This is a genomic window from Rhizobium sophoriradicis, from assembly GCF_025200795.1.
Classification (GTDB): Bacteria; Pseudomonadota; Alphaproteobacteria; order Rhizobiales; family Rhizobiaceae; genus Rhizobium; species Rhizobium sophoriradicis.
This window is the reverse complement of the sequence record NZ_CP104152.1, coordinates 1,994,203-2,012,951: the sequence shown is the minus strand read 5'-3', so window position 1 is coordinate 2,012,951 and position 18,749 is coordinate 1,994,203. Positions and strand designations below refer to the sequence as shown.

General features: G+C 62.8%; 17 protein-coding genes. 5 read left to right on the top strand and 12 right to left on the bottom strand.

The features are described from left to right. Positions 1-36 precede the first annotated feature (36 nt). Both N2597_RS10130 and N2597_RS10125 read right to left on the bottom strand, forming a co-directional pair. Entirely contained in the window at positions 37-2,331 is a 2,295-nt protein-coding gene (locus tag N2597_RS10130; RefSeq protein ID WP_183597669.1) for a putative bifunctional diguanylate cyclase/phosphodiesterase, read from the bottom strand. A 91-nt stretch (positions 2,332-2,422) separates the two neighbouring features. Then, a complete protein-coding gene (locus N2597_RS10125) occupies positions 2,423-2,980 on the bottom strand; it encodes an RBBP9/YdeN family alpha/beta hydrolase (protein WP_010060721.1) in 558 nt (185 codons plus the stop codon). A 173-nt stretch (positions 2,981-3,153) separates the two neighbouring features. Here N2597_RS10125 and N2597_RS10120 point away from each other — a divergent pair, with 173 nt between their 5' ends. Then, positions 3,154-3,957, top strand: a complete 804-nt coding sequence (locus N2597_RS10120; protein ID WP_010060723.1) for a DUF2189 domain-containing protein — start codon at positions 3,154-3,156, stop codon at positions 3,955-3,957. Between the two features lie 105 nt (positions 3,958-4,062). Next, positions 4,063-4,542, top strand: a complete 480-nt coding sequence (locus tag N2597_RS10115; RefSeq protein WP_183597764.1) for a low affinity iron permease family protein — start codon at positions 4,063-4,065, stop codon at positions 4,540-4,542. Positions 4,543-4,778: 236 nt separating this feature from the next. On the opposite strand, the gene purB is transcribed toward N2597_RS10115, so the two are convergent. The 5 genes from purB to N2597_RS10090 form a co-directional block, all read right to left on the bottom strand. Next, positions 4,779-6,086 carry an adenylosuccinate lyase gene (gene purB / locus N2597_RS10110; RefSeq protein ID WP_183597671.1) on the bottom strand — a complete coding sequence of 436 codons (1,308 nt, stop codon included), beginning with the start codon at positions 6,084-6,086 and terminating at the stop codon, positions 4,779-4,781. Positions 6,087-6,212: 126 nt separating this feature from the next. Next, a complete protein-coding gene (locus N2597_RS10105) occupies positions 6,213-6,698 on the bottom strand; it encodes a hypothetical protein (RefSeq protein ID WP_183597673.1) in 486 nt (161 codons plus the stop codon). Between the two features lie 15 nt (positions 6,699-6,713). Continuing rightward, positions 6,714-7,442, bottom strand: a complete 729-nt coding sequence (locus tag N2597_RS10100) for a DUF2259 domain-containing protein (RefSeq protein ID WP_183597675.1) — start codon at positions 7,440-7,442, stop codon at positions 6,714-6,716. After that, a complete protein-coding gene (rpe, locus tag N2597_RS10095) occupies positions 7,439-8,116 on the bottom strand; it encodes a ribulose-phosphate 3-epimerase (protein WP_096761781.1) in 678 nt (225 codons plus the stop codon). The genes N2597_RS10100 and rpe overlap by 4 nt, the downstream gene beginning before the upstream one ends. Positions 8,117-8,177: 61 nt before the next feature. After that, positions 8,178-9,260 (bottom strand): ABC transporter substrate-binding protein, encoded by a 1,083-nt coding sequence (locus N2597_RS10090; protein WP_077989213.1) that lies wholly within the window; start codon positions 9,258-9,260, stop codon positions 8,178-8,180. A gap of 282 nt (positions 9,261-9,542) precedes the next feature. Here N2597_RS10090 and N2597_RS10085 point away from each other — a divergent pair, with 282 nt between their 5' ends. Together N2597_RS10085 and N2597_RS10080 are read left to right on the top strand one after the other, a co-directional pair. Beyond that, positions 9,543-10,037 (top strand): flavin reductase, encoded by a 495-nt coding sequence (locus N2597_RS10085; RefSeq protein WP_077989212.1) that lies wholly within the window; start codon positions 9,543-9,545, stop codon positions 10,035-10,037. A 31-nt stretch (positions 10,038-10,068) separates the two neighbouring features. Beyond that, positions 10,069-10,389 (top strand): TfoX/Sxy family protein, encoded by a 321-nt coding sequence (locus tag N2597_RS10080; RefSeq protein WP_038689192.1) that lies wholly within the window; start codon positions 10,069-10,071, stop codon positions 10,387-10,389. On the opposite strand, the gene N2597_RS10075 is transcribed toward N2597_RS10080, so the two are convergent. From N2597_RS10075 to N2597_RS10055, 5 genes are all read right to left on the bottom strand, one after another. Next, positions 10,386-10,808 (bottom strand): NUDIX domain-containing protein, encoded by a 423-nt coding sequence (locus tag N2597_RS10075; protein ID WP_183597678.1) that lies wholly within the window; start codon positions 10,806-10,808, stop codon positions 10,386-10,388. The two genes, N2597_RS10080 and N2597_RS10075, sit on opposite strands and share 4 nt — an antisense overlap. A 7-nt stretch (positions 10,809-10,815) precedes the next feature. Beyond that, entirely contained in the window at positions 10,816-12,333 is a 1,518-nt protein-coding gene (locus tag N2597_RS10070) for a DEAD/DEAH box helicase (protein WP_038689188.1), read from the bottom strand. Between the two features lie 157 nt (positions 12,334-12,490). After that, the gene (locus N2597_RS10065; protein WP_183597681.1) at positions 12,491-13,813 is read right to left on the bottom strand and encodes a M23 family metallopeptidase; all 1,323 of its coding nucleotides are present in this window, start codon (positions 13,811-13,813) and stop codon (positions 12,491-12,493) included. A gap of 105 nt (positions 13,814-13,918) precedes the next feature. Beyond that, entirely contained in the window at positions 13,919-14,746 is an 828-nt protein-coding gene (locus N2597_RS10060; RefSeq protein WP_183597683.1) for a ferritin-like domain-containing protein, read from the bottom strand. Beyond that, the gene (locus N2597_RS10055; protein ID WP_009983859.1) at positions 14,743-15,216 is read right to left on the bottom strand and encodes a peroxiredoxin; all 474 of its coding nucleotides are present in this window, start codon (positions 15,214-15,216) and stop codon (positions 14,743-14,745) included. Before N2597_RS10055 ends, N2597_RS10060 begins: the two co-directional genes overlap by 4 nt. Before the next feature lie 125 nt (positions 15,217-15,341). Between N2597_RS10055 and N2597_RS10050 the strand changes: the two genes are divergently transcribed. Next, the gene (locus N2597_RS10050; RefSeq protein ID WP_183597685.1) at positions 15,342-18,740 is read left to right on the top strand and encodes a YhdP family protein; all 3,399 of its coding nucleotides are present in this window, start codon (positions 15,342-15,344) and stop codon (positions 18,738-18,740) included. Positions 18,741-18,749 lie beyond the last annotated feature (9 nt).

The window sequence follows — 18,749 nt, the reverse complement described above, 5'->3', positions numbered from 1 at the left end:
GAATGAAGGCGAAATGGCGGGCCGCTTATACAGGTTTTATTTGGCGGCTCTTTCCGGCAGTGCGCGGCGAAGACGCGTCTGCAGGGCACGCGCAGTGGTCTGCCCCTGGCGCCAGCTTCCGGCACGGATGAAGGAGGGGATCTGCATCGCCGGCATCGGCCGGGCGAGGGCGTAGCCCTGCAGGGTGCCGCAGTCGAGTTCTTCGAGAATGCGGATGTGATCCGCCGTTTCGACGCCCTCGGCAATGACGCGGATGTTCAGCGAGCGGCCAATATCGATGATCGAGCCGACCAGCTTGCGCTGCTCGGCCGATTGCGGCAGCAGGCGGATCAGCTCGCGGTCGATCTTCAGCGTCGTCGGGCTCAGGCGCAGCAGGCTGACGATCGAGGCGTGGCCGGTGCCGAAATCGTCGATCTGGATGTCGATGCCGAGCTTGCGGAGCTTCTTGAGATTGGCCGCGACCAGCGCGTCGCAATCGTCCAGCGAGATCGATTCCAGCAGTTCGAAGGCGATGGCGCCGGGTTCTATCTTCAGGGCGCGGAGCTTTTTGCCGAGATCGGGATCGGCAAGCCGGCGGGCCGAAACGTTGACCGATACCTTCGGAATCGACAAGCCGTCCTTGATCCAGGCACGGCGGTCGGCCAGCGCACGCTCCAGGATCAGCGCGTCGATGGTCGAAACGACGTCGAGATCCTCGGCAATATCAAGAAAAAGGTCGGGCGTCATCAGCCCGCGCCGCGGATGCTGCCAGCGGGCCAGGGTTTCGATGCCCGTAACGTCGAGGGTTCGGGCATCGAACTGCAGCTGATAGAAGGGGATGAATTCACTGCGTTCGAGGCCGATCAGGATCTCGTCGGCGAGATGTTTGGCCAAGACGATGTCGCGGCGGTCGGAGGCGGAGAAGAATTCGAAGCGGTTGCGGCCGAGGCCCTTGGCGCGATAGAGCGCGATATCGGCATCGAGCAGCGTCTGCTTGGCGTCGAGCTTTGGACCGCTGTCGATGGCGATGCCGATGCTGGCGCCGAAACGGCAGTCGTGTCCCTCATATCTGACAGGTTTGCGCAATTCGCGGATCACGCGCTCGGCAAGGCCACCGATCTTCTTCGAGGCGGGATCGACGGTGCAGAGGATAACGAATTCATCGCCGCCGATGCGGGCGACGAAATCAGCGGCACGGACGGAGTTTCTCAGCACATTCGCCGCGTGCTGCAGCATGGCGTCCCCGGCCCGGTGGCCGAGCGTGTCGTTGATCTGCTTGAAACGGTCGAGATCGATGTGGAGGATCGCAAGCGCAAAGCTCTTGGCGCGGCATTCGGCCGAGCGCTCGTCCAGCATCTTGTCGAGATAGCGCCGGTTCGGAAGGCCGGTGAGGTAATCATGCAGCGCCAAGCGCTCGATGCTCTCCTTGGCGGCTTCGAGTTCGCGGTTGCGGGCCTCGGTCAGATCCTTGGCGCGCTGCAGCTCATTGCGCAGCGCGACGTCCTCGGTGACGTCCCAGTTGGCGCCGATGAGCTTGCGGTGGCCGTTGCCGTCGACGAAGAAGGCGGAGCGAGCGCGAATGATACGTTCGGCGCCGTCGCCGCGAATGATGCGATATTCCTGCTGGAAATCGCTGCCGCTTTCAACGCTGCGGCCGGCGAGGCCCAGTACGCGTTCGCGGTCGTCGGGATGCAGGCTTTTGGCCCAGGCGTCGGCCGCGATCTGATGCGGGGCGCCTTTCAGCCCGTAAATGGCAATGAGGCGATCGTCCCATTCGACCGTATCATTTTCGATATCGGCCTCGAAGACGCCGATATGGGAGATCTCCAGCGCCAGATCGAGCCGGCGCGACAAGCGCGACAGCGTCTCCTCGGCTTCCTTGCGGGCGGTGATATCGACATCCGTGCCGACGATTCGCGTCGGCACGCCGTTCTCGTCCCATTCCACGCAGGCGCCGCGGCAGTCGATCCAGACCCAGTGGCCGTCCCTGTGGCGCTCGCGGTATTGAAAGACCTGGTAATCCGGATCGCCGGCGTTCTGGCGCTCGATGGCATGGGCGACGAAATCGCGGTCGTCGCGATGGACGAGCTGCAGCCAGGCATTGTAATCGCCGGCGACCTCCTCGTCGGGGGCCATGCCTCGGATGGTTTTCCACGTGGGCGAGTAATATTTCCGGTCGAGGCGGTAGTTATGATCCCATACGCCAAGGCCGGAGCCGACCAGCGCATGGTTCCATCGGCTCTCCCGTTCCGCCAGCTCGGAACCGCCGGCTGCCCCGCCGACGCCGGCCTCAGCCGCTGTGGCATCGCCATGCGGGTTCTCGGCCTTTGGGTGGGCATTCTTCACGGGCATTCTCGCTTATTCATCTCGGGCGCAGTCTGCTGCCTTTCCATTAAGAAAGACTTAGAAAGCAATTGCTGAATTAACGAGAAGGCGGTTTTCCTCAAGCAGCGGAGAGACGGCTCAGGAACTGGGCGAAGACCATCGTGCCCTCGGGCCAGGGTCCGTGACCGGAATCGGCATTGATATGTCCCGCTTCACCGGCATCGACGAGAAAAGAGCCCCAGCTGCTGGCGATATCGTCGGCATGGTCGTAGCTGCCGAACGGGTCGTTGCGGCTCGCCACCGTGATCGACGGGAAGGGCAGCGGCTCGCGCGGGTAGGGGCCGAAGGTCATCAGATGCTTCGGGCGGATGTCGGGATTGGTGACATCGGGCGGGGCGACGAAGAAGGCGCCCGCCACCCGGTTGCGGAAAAGTGGGATGGCGTGGATCGCCGAGGGAACGCCGAGCGAATGGGCGACGAGAACGACGGGGCGGGTCGAGGCGTTCACCTCCTCGGCGATGCGAGCGATCCAGTCCTCGCGGACAGGCTTCGTCCATTCCGCCTGCTCGACGCGCCGCGCCGTGCTGAGCTTCGCTTCCCAGCGGCTTTGCCAGTGGCCGGGGCCGGAATTGGTGTAGCCGGGGATGATGAGGATATCTGCGTCTGAGGCTTTCATAGTGCCGCCGATGTGAGAAAGCCTGACGAAGATGTCAAGAGGCGGTCAAGGGAGAGAGCGACACGGGCATTGATATTTGTTATATTGCTCCAGTGCCGGTTGCGGATTTCGTATCGGCTTGCCCGCCTATGCGTGCCGCCGCCGATTAAGTCTCGGCTGAGGAGGAGAAAGCCATGGCGGCATTTCATGTCATGACCGGTGCCAGCGAAAGCTTGGCGCGGCCCGTCGTCAATCGCATTGGCATTGCTGACGTCTTCGACGCGTTAAAGCGCGGGCTCGACGATTTTAAGGAAAAACCTTCGCATTATGTGTTCTTGTGCCTGATGTATCCGATCGCCGGCATCTTCTTGACGCTATGGACCTCCGGCGCCAATCTTCTGCCGATGGTTTTCCCGCTGATGTCCGGTTTCGTGCTGATCGGCCCGATCGCGGCGATCGGCCTTTATGAGATCAGCCGCCGGCGCGAAGAAGGCCTGGATACGTCCTGGACGCATGCACTCGAAGTGCGCCATTCACCGGCACTGCCGTCGATCGTCGCGGTCGGGCTGATGCTTTTTGCCCTTTTCGTCGTCTGGCTGGTGACTGCGCAGACGCTTTACACCAATCTTCTCGGAGACGTGTTTCCGCGCACCATGGCGGATTTCACCCGCCAGGTCTTCGGTACGGCTGAAGGCCTGCAGCTGATCATCTGGGGCAATCTCATCGGCTTCGTCTTCGCGCTGGTGGTGCTGGCTATCTCCGTCATCACCTTTCCGCTGCTGCTCGACCGCGATGTCGGGGCCGTCGCCGCCGTCGTGACCTCGATCCGGGCCACGGTCGCCAATCCGGTACCGGTGCTGCTGTGGGGTCTGATCGTCGCCGCACTCCTCGTCATCGGCACGATTCCGGTCTTTGCCGGGCTTGCGCTCGTCATGCCGATCCTCGGCCATGCGACCTGGCATCTCTACCGCAAGCTGGTTGCGCGGGAGATCGCGTAGCCACGGCTTTGCCCCTCGGGGATTTCGGATTCCGATTCCCCAGGGGAACCTCGAACCTGCCTCGGAGTTTTAATATGGCTCCGAGGGAGGATTTCAGAGGTGACGATGAAACATCTGTTCGCCCGCTTCGCAACCAAGACATCGGAATGGGCGGGCAAACCCGTCATCTTCATCCTGGCGCTGAGCATCGTCATCGTCTGGGCCGCACTCGGCCCCTTCTTCGACTATTCGGAAACCTGGCAGCTGATCATCAATACCGGCACGACGATCATCACCTTCCTGATGGTCTTCGTGCTGCAGAACGCCCAGACGCGCGACACGCGGGCGATCCAGGCCAAGCTCAACGAAATCATTCTGACGAGCCACGCCGAAAACCGCTTCATCGGCATCGAAAACCTCGACGAGGATGAGTTGAAGCATCTCGACCGACTTGTCGCCAAGGCTGCCAAGGGCAGGGGCGAGACGGAGGCGTGCAGGACGACGGATGCCGCAGAAACCGTTACGCCGAAAAAGGCCGAGGCGCGTAAACGTCCTGGGAACGCTAAAGCCTCAAAGATGAAACAACGGCCGCTTGAGAAAAGCTGAAGACAATTCGGGATTATATTAAGAAGACGACTCATGCACGGGTGAGGTCAGACCTTTTAATGGATGTCACCCGGAGAGAGCGGCGGCTTCGAGGAGATGCATAAAAACAATGAGCTAAAACAACGCCTACAACCCCTCTCTCGTCATCCTCGGGCTTGTCCCGAATCTACTGCCGGTTGCTATGTGGCAGCTCCTCGGCACAAGGCCGAGGATGACGCCGATGGGTTGGGATTCTCTCAAGCATTCCCAAATACGCGCCGGAAAATCGTGTCGACATGCTTGGTGTGGTACCCAAGATCGAACTTTTCGCGAAGATCCTCCTCGGACAGCGCAGCGCGGACCTCAGCATCCGCCAGCAGTTCCTCCAAAAAGTCCTTGCCCTGTTCCCACACCTTCATGGCGTTGCGCTGGACCAGGCGGTAGGCGTCTTCGCGGGAGGTGCCGGCCTGGGTCAGCGCCAGGAGGACGCGCTGGGAGTGGACGAGGCCGCGGAATTTGTTGAGGTTCTTCTCCATGTTCTCCGGATAGACCAAGAGCTTTTCGATGACGCCGGCGAGGCGGGAGAGGGCGAAGTCGAGGGTGACGGTGGCGTCGGGGCCGATCATGCGCTCGACCGAGGAGTGCGAGATATCGCGCTCGTGCCAGAGGGCGACGTTTTCCATGGCCGGCATGGCGTAGGAGCGGACCATCCGGGCGAGGCCGGTGAGGTTTTCGGTGAGAACCGGGTTGCGCTTGTGGGGCATGGCCGAGGAGCCCTTCTGGCCAGGCGAGAAATATTCCTCGGCTTCCAGAACCTCGGTGCGCTGCAGGTGGCGGATCTCGGTAGCGAGCCGCTCGATCGAGGAGGCGACGACGCCGAGGGTGGCGAAATACATGGCGTGGCGGTCGCGCGGAATCACCTGGGTCGAGACCGGCTCGGCCTTCAGGCCGAGGGCCTCGGCGACATGTTCTTCGACGCGCGGATCGATATTGGCGAAGGTGCCGACGGCGCCCGAGATGGCGCAGGTCGCGACTTCTTCGCGGGCGGCGACGAGACGCTGGCGGCAGCGCTCGAATTCGGCATAGGCGAGCGCCAGCTTGACGCCGAAGGTTGTGGGCTCGGCGTGGATACCGTGCGAGCGGCCAATGGTGACGGTGTCCTTGTGTTCGAAGGCGCGGGTTTTCAGTGCCGCGAGCAAACGGTCGAGATCGGCAATCAGAATATCGGTGGCGCGCACCAGCTGGACGTTGAAGCAGGTGTCGAGCACGTCGGACGAGGTCATGCCCTGATGGACGAAGCGTGCATCCGGGCCGACGATCTCGGCAAGATGGGTCAGGAAAGCGATGACGTCATGTTTGGTGACAGCCTCGATCTCGTCGATCCGGGCGACATCGAAGGTGGCAGCGCCGCCTTTTTCCCAGATGGTCTTTGCCGCCGATTTCGGGATGACGCCGAGTTCGGCCAGCGCGTCGCAGGCATGCGCCTCGATCTCGAACCAGATGCGGAACTTGGTTTCGGGAGACCAGATGGCGACCATTTCGGGCCGGGAGTAACGCGGGATCATGGGCGGCTGCCTTCACTTCAAGAGGTTTGAGCGTCGAAGTTCTGTTTTCACGCAATTCCTGGTAAAGCCGCCTAGCGTCTTTGCTGAATTGCTTCAGCGCCCCTGTAGCAAAGACGGGCGGCAATCTCAACGCATGCGTTTGGCAAGATAGTAGCTGCTGACGACGAGGCAGAGGAGACCGAGCGGCAGGAAAAGGCGCAGGCCGATCACCAGGAACTGATAGACGGCGCTGATGCTGGTAAAGATGAACTGGAAGACCCAGATGCCGCTTCCGAAGGGCGCGTGCCAGCGCGAATAGAAGATCCGATATTCCATCGCGAAGAGGAAGGCAGTCATCGCGATCGTGGCAGCGATCAGCGTGACGAAAAAGGCGGCGAAACGCGCCTCCGGCGGCTTGCCATAGGCAAGGAAGCGGGCGGCCGGCAAAGCGAAGGGCCAGGCGAGCAGGCCACCGAGGAAATAGAGCGTGGCGACTTCGGCAAGCCGGCTCGTCTCCAGGCCGTTGCGCAGATAGAGACCCAGCATGGCGGAGACGAGCATCTGCACGGCCCAAAGCAAGGCGCCGAGGATCAGATGGGAGTAGGGCGGCCATGCCGCCCTGAGGCGCTTCATGTCGGGAAACCAGCCTCAGGGATGAACCGGAACGGCGATCCAGCGGCCGTTCCTTTGCGCATCGAAGGCGAGGACCAGGGCGATATGAACCTGGTTTGCGGCTTCCGGCTGATAGACGACGGCGCCGCCGATCCTGTATTCGACCGAACATGCGCGTTCGGCCGGAACCGTTTGCACCTGGCGCGCTGCCTGCCGGTTCGGAGCGCCTTCCTTCTCGATCATCTGCAGGCTGAAGCCGAGGACCCGCTTGGCGATCGCCGCGCAGTCCTTCGGCACCGCTATCGGCAACTCGCCGAGCGAAAGCGTATAGGGCGATTTCGGCGGGCCGTCGGTCGCAAGCGTGGTGTAACGCAGCGTCTTTGCGGGAGAGCCGAGTTCGGTCGGCGGATTGAAGGCGGCGATCAGGCCGGGGTTGGTCAGAAGATCGTATCTGTCCATCTGGCCGCGCGCCGCCGTGAGATTCTGCCGCCGCGCCTTGGAAAGATTGGCGTCCTGGTCGGTCAGCTCGGTGCGGAAGGGCGTGCCCTCGAGATACTGGCCCTTATCGGTATCGATGAAATATGTGTTGGAATAGGGGACATTGCTGCCCTCCTTGATGCCGAACTCCTGGAAAGCGAAGACCTTGCCGTCGGCGGAAAAGCCGATCGGCTGGATGCTGGCAATGTCGCCGGCAAGTGACAGACCGGGCAAGCCGGCGAGTGCGGCGACGAGCAGGCTACCGGCGATGAAAAGCTGCTTCTTCATGCGCGTGCCCCCTCGGCTGCCTGTCGCAGCTCGGCAACCGTCCGGCGATAATCCTCGACCGTGTCGCCCTTGAAAATCGCCGAGCCCGCGACGAGGACGTTGCCGCCGGCCTGTGCGATTGCCGCCGCCGTCTCCACCGTGACGCCGCCATCGACTTCAAGTTCGATCGGCCGGTCACCGATCAGCGACTTTGCCGCCGCGATCTTGGCGGCCATCGCCGGAATGAACTTCTGTCCGCCGAAGCCGGGATTGACCGACATGATGAGGATGAGGTCGACATCATCGAGCACGTTCTCGATGGCACTCAGCGGGGTTGCCGGATTGACCGTCACCCCGACCTTCTTGCCGAGATTACGGACGGTCTGCAGCGACCGGTGCAGATGCGGCCCGGATTCGGCATGGACGGTGATGCGGTCGCAGCCGGCCTTGGCGAAGGCTTCGAGATAGTCGTCGACCGGCGAGATCATCAAGTGGCAGTCGAAGGTGGCGTCGGTATAGGCGCGCAGCGACTTGATGACATCGGGGCCGAAGGAGATATTCGGCACGAAATGCCCATCCATCACGTCGAGGTGGATCCAGTCGGCCCCGGCCGCGGTGACATTGCGTACTTCCTCGCCGAGCCTGGCGAAATCCGCCGCGAGGATCGAGGGGGCAATGCGAATGGGCAGCGTCATCAAGTCTTACTCCGTATGGGCGCCAGCCGAGCACGGCGCCGGAATCAAGGCTGGCCGCCGCTCATTGCGTCGGCGCAGCCGGTGGAAAAAAGCCGTTGCCGCGCCATTCGAGCAGGCGGTACGGGTTTTGCGACAGTTCATGCGTGCCGGTGAAGGCGACGGCACCGACCGGGGTCTGGAAAGTCGTGCCGAGCAGCGTCTCCTGGAGGGGCTTGCCGGCCGCAGCCGCGGCTTCGGCTGCCTGGCCGGCAATGAATGCCGCCGCCAGCGACGGCAGGACATAACCTTCCGGCTCGATCCCTTTGGCGCGCAACGCTTCGGCCGCCCCCGCGGCTTCCGGCAGAACGGCATATTCGGGCAGGGCGACGGCGCGCACGCCGGGCCCGAGCGGCAGCGGTTGATCGGCGGCGCGCATGGCGTCGCCGCCGAGGATGGAGAGCGGGATGTTCTCGGCTTCCGCGTCGCGGGCGATGACGGCGATGTCGTTGCGGTCGCCGCCGACGAAGACCCTGGTGGCCCCGGCCCGTTTCAGGCGGCGGACAAGAGCGATCTGCTGCTCCTGCCCCGGGCGATAGGTATCGGTGAAGACCGGCTTCAGGCCGTTCTGTTCCAGCGCATTGCGCACCGCTTCCGTCAGTTCGCGGCCGTGAATGGTGCCGTCCTCGATCAGGGCGATCGGATCGGCTGCCCAGTTCTTCAAGATCACTTCGTTGATCTTTGCCGCCTCGGCGCCATCGGCGGGCGCCATGCGGAAGAGCGGCCAGCCGTTTTTCAGCGCATCCTCCATCAGAATGCGGGAGCGCACGGAGACGGTGATCGCCGGAATGCCGGCATCCTTCAACTTCGGTAGGGCGCCTTCCAGCGTGTCGCTGCAGAGAAAGCCGACGGCGATCTGCACCTTGGCCGCGACAAGCGCATCGCCGACTGCCGCGCCGCTATTGTCCTCACAGGGCTCGTTGACGGCGACGAGCGTATTGCCGGACTGCTGGATCTCGAAACCGGCGCCGGCGGCAATCTGGGCGCCGAGCAGGGCGAGCGGGCCATTCTGGGGCGCGACGACGCCAATCGTCACGCCGGCCGCATGGCCTTGCGCCGCCGCTCCCAGCAGCATCAGAACGGCTGCTATGCCACGCAGGTTGATCATGAAAGGCGGAGATCCCTAGCCATCGTCCATGCCCTTTTATCCGCAAGGCCGCGATCGTCAAAGAAAAACAAGCGTAACTCCATGCTTTTCAGCGGTCCTATTGTAGAAAAGGTAACCCATGCTCGCCATATTGGCGCGATGGAAAGTCGAACTGCAGCGCAGCGCGTCCTTTCGGTGACGCAAAGGACGCTGCAGCACTTTGAATAGCCGCGTAATTTGGTCCTCAAGTCGATTCCGATTTATGGATGTATGCAGTCGGCAGAAAAGCGTACGGAGAAGCAGGTGTTGAACAGGCAGCATATCGACCCCGGCCTTTATCGGGATGCCATGAGCCGTTATGCCGGCCATGTGCAACTCGTGACGACGGTGATGGAAGGCATGCGCCGGGGCGTCACCATCACAGCCGCCTGCTCGGTCTCGGATAATCCGGCCTCGGTGCTGATCTGCCTCAACAACACCAATCCGAAGAACGAGATTTTTTTCCGCAGCGGCATCTTCGTGCTGAATACGCTCGGCGCTCACCACCAGGGCGTCGCCGACGCTTTCTCCGGACGCACGTCGCTTGCCGATGACGAACGCTTCGCCAGCACCCGTTTCGAAACGCTCGTCACCGGCGCGCCGGTCCTTGCCGATGCGCTTGCCGCCTTCGATTGCCGGGTGACCGACATCAAGGAAATGCCGACGCATAACGTCATCTTCGGCGAAGTCGCGGCCGTCCGCTTCAGCGAGAAGCACCCGGCGCTTATTTACATGAACCGGGATTATCACACGCTGTGATCCGTCTGGCAGGGAATTCGAGGGACTGAGAATGGACAATGCCGGGATCGAGGAAATGTTTCAGGGGCTCGGCCCTGTCACGATCAAGCGCATGTTCGGCGGCAAAGGCATTTATCACCTCGGGCGCATCGTTGCAGTCGAAGTGCGCGACGAGATGCTGCTGAAGGCCGACGAAACAAGCGCCCCGGAATTTGCCGCCGCCGGCGCCACGCAATGGGCCTATGAGGGCAAGAAGGGCAAGCCGGTGAAGATGCCCTACTGGTCGATTCCCGAAGAGGCCTACGACGATCCCGACCTGATGGCGAAATGGGTCAGGCTGGCCTATGAGGCAGCGCTTCGCGCCGAGGGCTAAGCGCGTTCCTTGGCGGGCAGGGCCGATATTGCCGCCCTGGTGAAGGCGGACAGCGGTTCAGGCAAACCATTCAGCGGAAACCAGCCGAAATCCGAAAGCTTGGCCGGTTCGGTCAATTGCGGCTCGCCTTCGACGTCGCGGGCGAGATAGAGGATGGAAATCCAGTGCTGGCGGTCAGCGTCGATGATCTGCTCGGTCACGCCGATGCGTTCGATCCGGCCGATCGTCAGGCCGGTTTCCTCTTCCGCCTCGCGGCGAGCAGCCTCTTCAGCCGGCTCCATGTGATCAACCTTGCCGCCGACGATGTTCCAGTAGCCGGCTTCAGGTGGATTCAGACGTTTGTAGAGGAGGATCTGGTCGTCTCGCAGGATCACCAGACCGACGCCGAGGCCCGGGAAGTCAAGGCCGGGCCTGCCCATTGGATGTTCAGACCTTGGCGCTGCCGGCGATCAGCATGAAGGCGGGGATGTCGTCGCCGAATCCGACCGGAGTCGGGCCGTCGTCGTGATCGCGATGACGGCGGCGGTCTCGGCTGTCGTCATTTGCCGGGTAGGGCCGATTGTTGCGCGCGTTGTTTTGCGGCTTCTGCTCTGCTTTGCGCTCGTTCTTCAAGACTTCGGCCCTTGCTGGTGCTGCTTCGATCACTTGGACGTCATTATCCTGTATGTCGTTATCAGATTTATGACTCGCGGCGCCGCGATTGCCGCGTCCGCGCCCACGATCCCTCTCGCCCCGCTCACCCTTGTCGCCGCGCTCGCGTCCATTGCGGCGCGGACGCTCGCTGTCCTTGCCTTCTTCGGCCGGTGGCAGCGCGTTCAGGTCACCGTTCAGCCATTCGATCTTTTCACCGATCAGCTTCTCGATCGCATCGACGAATTTGGTGTCGCGCTTGGTGACCAGCGTGAAGGCAGCACCCGAGCGGCCGGCACGGCCGGTGCGGCCGATGCGGTGGACGTAATCCTCGGAGTGGATCGGCACGTCGAAATTGAAGACGTGGCTGACATCGGGAATGTCGAGGCCGCGGGCGGCGACGTCGGAGGCGACGAGCAGCTGGAGATTGCCGTCACGGAAGCTCTGCAGCATCATTGTCCGGGAGCGCTGATCCATGTCGCCATGCAGGGCGCCGACGGAGAAGCCGTGGCGCTCCAGCGAACGGAAGAGATCGGCGACGTCCTTCTTGCGGTTGCAGAAGATGATGGCGTTCTTCAGTTCGGTTTGCGCACGGACGAGTTCGCGCAGGACCGCGCGCTTCTCGTAGTCCTTGCTGTGCGAGGCGACGAAGCGCTGCGTCACCGTCTTGGCGGCCGATGCCGGCTTGGCCACCTCGATGCGCTCCGGATTCTGCAGGAAGCGGTCGGCGAGCTTCTGGATCTCAGGCGGCATGGTCGCCGAGAAGAACAGCGTCTGACGGGTGAAGGGGATCAGCTTGGCGATGCGCTCGATATCGGGGATGAAGCCCATGTCGAGCATGCGGTCGGCTTCGTCGATTACGAGGATCTCGACGCCGCTCATCAAGAGCTTGCCGCGCTCGAAATGGTCGAGCAGGCGGCCAGGCGTGCAGATCAGCACATCGGCGCCGCGCTCAAGCTTGCGGTCCTGGTCTTCGAAGGACACGCCGCCGATCAGCAGGGCGACGTTCAAACGATGGTTCTTGCCATACTTCTCGAAATTCTCGGCGACCTGGGCAGCAAGTTCGCGGGTCGGCTCGAGGATCAGCGTGCGGGGCATGCGCGCGCGGGCGCGGCCCTTTTCCAATAGCGACAGCATCGGCAGCACGAAGGATGCGGTCTTGCCGGTTCCGGTCTGCGCAATGCCGCAAATGTCGCGGCGTTCGAGCGCAAAGGGAATGGCCCCCGCCTGAATAGGCGTGGGGATCGTATAGCCCGCGTCGGTAACAGCGGATAACACTTTTTGGCTCAAGCCAAGGTCAGCGAATGTCGTCAAAGGGAAAACTGTTTCCGTTCCGGTTCGGCCGAGCTCTGAACGAGTCGGCGGGATTGCATGCCGCAATGCAGCGCGACATAGCCCCGAATGGCCGGCAAGTCAAGAAATAGAGAGGCGGCACGCCGTGCAGAGTGAAGCGATGGTTACCTGATGGCTGTTACTTGATATAGCTGGCGAGTTTAAGGCCGGCATTCATGAAATATACTGGATCGACCGCCTGGCCGTTCTGGCGCACTTCATAGTGCAGATGGGTGCCGGTCGAGCGGCCGGTGCTGCCGGCAAGGCCGATGACATTGTTGCGGCCGACCGTGTCGCCGACCTTGACGAGAACCTGTGACATATGGCCGTAGCGCGTCGAGATGCCGTTGCCGTGGTCGACCTCGACCATATTGCCGTAGCCGCCCGTCCAGCCGGCAGCGATGACCTTTCCGGGCGCCGTCGGGCGGATCCTCTCGCCCGGCGAGAAGCGGAAGTCGATGCCGGAATGGAGCGCCAGGCGGCCAAGGAACGGGTCGCGGCGGTTGCCGAAGGGGCTGGTGACTTCCTTGCCGATGGCGGGATTGCGGAAGGGCAGGGACTCGGCGGTGCTGCGCACGGCCTCCAGCCGGGTCAGCGCGCCGTCGAGGGCAGCCAGCGAATTGTTGAAGTCGTCGTTGCTCTCGGGTTCCAGATAGGGGCCGCCGATGGCGCTCTCCTCCTCCTGCCTGGCGGCGGCCGTCTCCTCAGGCACAGGAATCTTGAAGCGGGTCAGCACGGTCTCGATGGCGCTGGCGGCGTGGCCGGCGTCGCTCGTCAGTTGCTCGACGCGGTTGCGCTGGTCCTGCTCGACATCCTTCAGCGACAGCGTCACCTTGGAGAAGATCCGGTCGGCGCGGTCGCCGACCGTCTCGGCGGACGGCACATAGGCAAGCGTCGAATTATCGGGCGTCGCGTCGGCGGGCGCGCCGCTCGCCAGCTGTCTCTCGATCGCCTCGATGCCGTCGGTGAGTGAAGCGCGCTTGTCCTTGATATCGGGGGCAAAGGACTGGACGGGTGATGACGGCGCGGGCAGGGCGCCGTTCTTTTCCGTCAGGCCGGAACTTTCGGCGCGGTCGAGCAGATTGTCGAGCTTGCCGTGTCGAGAGGTCAGCGCCATCTGCTGCTCCATCAGCTTGTCGACCTTGTCCTCGACCACCTGCTGGTCGAGAAGCTGGCGGGAGGTGATGCGGTCGACCTGGGCGCGAAGGGCGGCGATGCGGTCCTCGTAGTCGTGCTGCATGCGGGCCTGGCGCGCCATGGTGGCGCCGATCAGGTCGTCGCGCAGCACGAGGTAGGAGGTCGCCAGGAGATAGCCGATCGAGAACACGCCGACGAAGCAGAAGGCAAGCGCCGCCATCCATGGCCGGACCGTCATGTGGCGCACCTTGTCGCCGCTTGCCAGGATGAGGATGTGTTCCTGCGCCCGCCTGCCGAATACCCGGTGCTGATGTCCGCTGTTCACGCAGGCTCTCCCGATGATGCTCTACGCCTCTTTCGGAAAATTAGACACGGTTATGGTTAATGAATGCTTTCCTTCTCGCCATCCGTGTCGAAAATGCGCGTCGTTTCAGGCGTGGCTGATCGACGCCAGCGAGCGGTAGAAGGATGGCGTCAATCCGGCTTCGGCCCGGGCGAGATCGTTGAAGGGTGGCTTCAGCGGCCCGCGGAAATTGGCGCGCACCAGCTCCTGGAAGGCTTTTGCCGGATCGCGCTTCTCGCGGGCGCAGAGGAAACGGAACCATTTGGCGCCGACGGCGACGTGGCCTTTCTCGTCGTTGTAGATGACATCGAGAACGGCGGCACTTTCGAGATCGCCGGTCTCGCGCATCTTCGCCTGCAGCGACGGCGTGACGTCAAGGCCGCGGGCTTCGAGAATCAGCGGCACGACGGCGAGCCTTGCCGTCAGGTCGTTGCGCGTCGAATGGGCCGCCTGCCACAACCCATCATGGGCGGGAAGATCTCCGTAATCGGCGCCGAGATCGTTGAGGCGGGCGCGCACCATGCGGAAATGTTTCGCTTCCTCGAAGGCGACCTGCATCCAGCCGTCGAAAAAGGAGTTCGGCACCTGTTCGGTCGCGAACCGCGCGACGATATCGAGCGCCAGGTCGACGGCGTTGAGTTCGATATGGGCGATGGCATGCAGCAGGGCGATCCGGCCTTTGAGGGTGTGCAGCGACCGTTTCTCCACCTGGGTCGGCGGCGTCAGCACCGGTTTGTCAGGACGGCCGGGCCTTTCCGGCAGGGCGTCGTCGAGCGGGGAGCGCAGCGACACCCGGCGGGCGAACCAGCGGGTGGCGCTTTCCTGCGCCAGGGCCGTCTTGCGGTCGAGATCGGCCGAGAGGATGGCGTCGACGGCGCCGCCGCGCAGCGAACTTATCGCGAAATCATTGCTCACGCGGCCAGATTCCTGACGGCCTCGAGCACGGTTTCGGCATGGCCCTGCACCTTCACCTTCTGCCAGATTGTGGCGATCGTACCATCCTGACGGATGAGAAAAGTGGTGCGCTCGACGCCCATGAAATTGCGGCCGTACATGCTCTTTTCCTTCCAGACGCCATAGGCCTGCAGCGTCGTCTTTTCTTCGTCCGAGGCGAGCGCCACCGAAAGCCGGTGTTTCCTGATGAACTTGTCATGGCAGGCGGCCGAATCGGGCGACATGCCGATCACGGCAGCACCGGCTGCTTCGAACTCCGGCGCCAGCGCCGTGAAGGCCAGCGATTCGGCGGTGCAGCCTGTGGTGTCGTCCTTCGGATAGAAGAACAAAACCAGCGGCTTGCCATGAAAATCGGAAAGCGAGATACGGCCGCCTCCGTCGCGGGGGAGATTGAAATCGGGGGCCAGGGCACCGATGCCGGGAACCGCCATTGGGAAAACCTTTCTTTTGCCGGGTTTGTGGATGACACTGTCTCTCCCCGAATTATATAGTGGACGGAAACCCGTCCAGCATGGCCGGGTTCAATTCTTTCGATTTAGGGAGAGCCCGAAGGCGCATGTCAGCCATCCGCGGCGAAAAGGTCACGTTTCGCAAGAAGGATATCGTTGCGCTGGACCGCTTGCCGTCCGCCCAGACCGAGGATCCGATCATTGTTCATTGCCCGCCGCCGCGTTCGCCGATGCGGCGCACGGCGAAGGTGACCTTGGGATTTCTGGGACTGATTCTCCTGATCCTCGGCGCCATCGTCTTCACCGTCGAGAGCGGCATGTTCGACAAGCCGCTGTCGCAGCATGCGCAGGCGGCGCTGAACGGTGTAGCCGGACCGCGCTACCGCGCCGAGGTCGGCTCCACCGTCATCCGCTTCACCTCTGACTTCCGGCTGGCGCTGGAAGCGCGCAACGTCAATATGATCGACCAACAGAGCGGTCAGCACTTGTCGACGACGGGTTCGGTGCGGCTCGGGCTCGATCCGCTGCAGCTTTTCCGCGGCCGTATCGCCGTGGCCGATATCGAAGCGGAGGATATCGCCCTCGACACCGCGCTTCTGCCCTCCGGCAATCCCGTCAAGCTCGACGATTTGCGCATCGACGCCATGCCGGCGGCGATGGAGAGGATCTTCTCGCAGCTCGACATGTTCGACAGCATCGTGACACGCGGCTCGACCAATTCCGTGCGCGTCTCGGGGATCGACATCAAATTCGCCGATACCGCAAACGGCCCCTTGTCGCTCGTCGTCGACAATCTCGTCTTTGCGCATGCCGGGCCATCCTCGCTGCAATTGAGGGGTGAGGTTGCGCTCAACGGCGAGGTGGCGGAGCTCGACGTTCTGGCCGAGAAGGAAGGCGGCCAGGTGTCCATGGTGATGGCGACGCTCAAGCACGCCGACCTCACGCCCTTCGCGCTGAAACGCAACGATCAGGGCGTAATACGGCAGGGGCTCAGCGCCTTCGTCGACTTGACGGTGTCGGCGACCAGGCAACGCGAGGGCGTGCAGCCGGCGCTTGCCGCAACGGTCGATATCGATCCCGGCCTGATTTATGCGGATGGCGATCCGCAGGAGCTGTCGGGCGGGCAGATCAACCTCGCCTATGATTTCGCCAAGCAGACACTCGAGATCGCCAAGTCGAACGCCCGGTTCGGCGCGACCACGGTTCCCATCAACGGCGCGCTGATCGATCTCGACAAGCTCGACCCGCAGGCCGGCAAGGGCTTCGGCATCGACCTGCTTGTCAGCGGCGGTACCGCCGCGCCTGGCGGCTCCGGCGAACAGCCGCTCTCCTTCGATATTCAGGCGACCGGGCGTTATATGGTCGCCGGCCGGGAATTCCTGTTCCCCAACATGACCGTTTCCAGCCCGCTCGGCGCGCTTTACGGGGCGTTGCACGTCAGGCTCGGCGATAAGTCGCCGGAAATCAGCTTTGCCGGGCAGTCCAGAGAGCTGCAGACGACGGCGATCAAGCAACTCTGGCCGTTCTGGATGGCGCCCAAGGTGCGCACATGGGTGCATGGCAATCTCTTCGGCGGCACCGTCACCGACGCCGCCATATCCGTCTTCATTCCGTTCGGACGGCTTGACGAGGCAGCCGGCGGCAAGGGATTGAAGCTCGACGCCAACCAGATCCGCATCGGCTTCGACATTGCCGGCGCGCGGATGAACGTGGCCGGCGACATTCCGCCGGTGCGCGATACGGCGGCGCATTTCGATCTGACCGGCCCGGTTGCCACGATTTCGATCAAGAGCGGCACCTCCTATTTCCCCTCCGGCCGGTCCGTCGGTCTCGGGCAGGGAACCTTCGTCATACCTTCCGCCTACGACAAACCGCTGATGGCCGATATCGATCTTGCAGTCTCCGGTGCAGCGGACGCAGTCGGCGAGCTCCTGACCTACAAACCGATCCGGGTGCTGCAGCGCGCCGGCTTTACGCCCGACGATTTCAAGGGACATATCGACGCGAATGTGAAGGCGCATTTCGGCCTGTTGTCGTCGCAGAACCCGCCGCCGGCCGAGTGGAAGGCTGCCATGAAGCTCGTCGACGTCGATCTGGCCAAGCCGTTTTCCGGCCGCACGATCAGCAATGTCAGCGGCATGCTGAATGGCGATCCGAAGCAGATCACGCTCGATGCCAAGGGCGAGATCGACGGCATTCCCGCCGATATCGATCTGACCGAGCCGGTCGAAGCGTCGTCTGGCGTGGAGCGGCAGCGCGTGATCACGGCGACGCTCTCGGATGATCAGCGCAGCAAGGTGATGCCCGGGCTTTCCGATATCGTCAGGGGTAACCTGAAGATGGTGCTGACACGGATAGACGACGACCGGCAAGACGTTCAGCTCGACCTCACCAAATCGATGCTCGACCTGCCTTGGATCGGCTGGTCGAAAGGCAGCGGCATTGCCGCATCCGCGGAATTCGAGATGTCCGGTCCGCCCGAAAATACTCAGATCAAGAATTTCCGGCTGAAGGGTGACGGTTTCGGCGCCACTGGATCGCTGAACGTCGGCAAGACGGGCCTGATCTCCGCGGATTTCGACAGCGTCAGGCTCTCCTCGCTCGACGATTTCGCCCTGTCGGTGAAGCGCAGCAAGGGCAATTTCGACGTCTCCGTTTCAGGAACCAGCGCCGATGCGCGGCCGGTCATCGCGCGATTGAAATCGGGCTCGGGCGACGACGAGGGCGGCGATTCCGACAACACCGGCGTGTCGGTGCGCGCCAGGCTGAAAAACGTCGTCGGTTTCAACGACGAAAAGGTCGGCAATTTCCAGGCGCAGGTGTCACTGCGCGGCGACAAGCTGCAGGCCTTGAATTTTTCCGGCATCACCGACAGCGGCGAGGCCGTTGTCAGCCAGATGAAGGATGGCGGCGTCATCAACATCACCAGCGGTGATGCGGGCGCGGTTTCGCGCTTCGCCGATCTCTACCAGCACATGCAGGGCGGCCTGCTCAATCTGGCGATCCGCTTGGGTGCGCAGGGCGGCTGGGACGGCTCGCTCGATGTGCGCCGTTTCTCGATCGTCAACGAACAGCGCCTGCGTTCGATCGTCTCCACGCCCGTCGGAAACGAGCAGCGCAGCCTCAACGAGGCCGTCAAACGCGACATCGACACTTCGTCGCAACGCTTCCAGCGCGCTTTTGCCCGCATCGTTTCGCGCGGTGGCATGATCGGTATCGAGAACGGGGTGCTGCGCGGCGACCAGATCGGCGCGACGTTCCAGGGCGTGGTGCGCGACCGCAAGGGCAATATGGATATGACCGGCACATTCATGCCGGCCTACGGCCTCAATCGCCTGTTCGCCGAACTGCCGCTGATCGGCGTCATCCTCGGCAACGGCAGCGATCGCGGCCTGATCGGCATCACCTTCAAGCTCACCGGCAAGTTCGACCAGCCGAACCTGCAGATCAATCCGCTGTCGATCATCGCGCCGGGCGTCTTCCGGCAGATCTTCGAATTCCAGTGAGACAGGGCT

What these genes read in the sequence shown, in the direction of transcription:
- purB (WP_183597671.1), bottom strand. Translation starts at nt 6,086, where the DNA reads ATGATCCCGCGTTACTCCCGGCCCGAAATGGTCGCCATCTGGTCTCCC.
- N2597_RS10105 (WP_183597673.1), bottom strand. Translation starts at nt 6,698, where the DNA reads ATGAAGCGCCTCAGGGCGGCATGGCCGCCCTACTCCCATCTGATCCTC.
- N2597_RS10115 (WP_183597764.1), top strand. Translation starts at nt 4,063, where the DNA reads ATGAAACATCTGTTCGCCCGCTTCGCAACCAAGACATCGGAATGGGCG.
- N2597_RS10125 (WP_010060721.1), bottom strand. Translation starts at nt 2,980, where the DNA reads ATGAAAGCCTCAGACGCAGATATCCTCATCATCCCCGGCTACACCAAT.
- N2597_RS10055 (WP_009983859.1), bottom strand. Translation starts at nt 15,216, where the DNA reads ATGGCGGTTCCCGGCATCGGTGCCCTGGCCCCCGATTTCAATCTCCCC.
- N2597_RS10090 (WP_077989213.1), bottom strand. Translation starts at nt 9,260, where the DNA reads ATGATCAACCTGCGTGGCATAGCAGCCGTTCTGATGCTGCTGGGAGCG.
- N2597_RS10130 (WP_183597669.1), bottom strand. Translation starts at nt 2,331, where the DNA reads ATGCCCGTGAAGAATGCCCACCCAAAGGCCGAGAACCCGCATGGCGAT.
- N2597_RS10100 (WP_183597675.1), bottom strand. Translation starts at nt 7,442, where the DNA reads ATGAAGAAGCAGCTTTTCATCGCCGGTAGCCTGCTCGTCGCCGCACTC.
- N2597_RS10120 (WP_010060723.1), top strand. Translation starts at nt 3,154, where the DNA reads ATGGCGGCATTTCATGTCATGACCGGTGCCAGCGAAAGCTTGGCGCGG.
- N2597_RS10050 (WP_183597685.1), top strand. Translation starts at nt 15,342, where the DNA reads ATGTCAGCCATCCGCGGCGAAAAGGTCACGTTTCGCAAGAAGGATATC.
- N2597_RS10075 (WP_183597678.1), bottom strand. Translation starts at nt 10,808, where the DNA reads ATGGGCAGGCCCGGCCTTGACTTCCCGGGCCTCGGCGTCGGTCTGGTG.
- N2597_RS10080 (WP_038689192.1), top strand. Translation starts at nt 10,069, where the DNA reads ATGGACAATGCCGGGATCGAGGAAATGTTTCAGGGGCTCGGCCCTGTC.
- rpe (WP_096761781.1), bottom strand. Translation starts at nt 8,116, where the DNA reads ATGACGCTGCCCATTCGCATTGCCCCCTCGATCCTCGCGGCGGATTTC.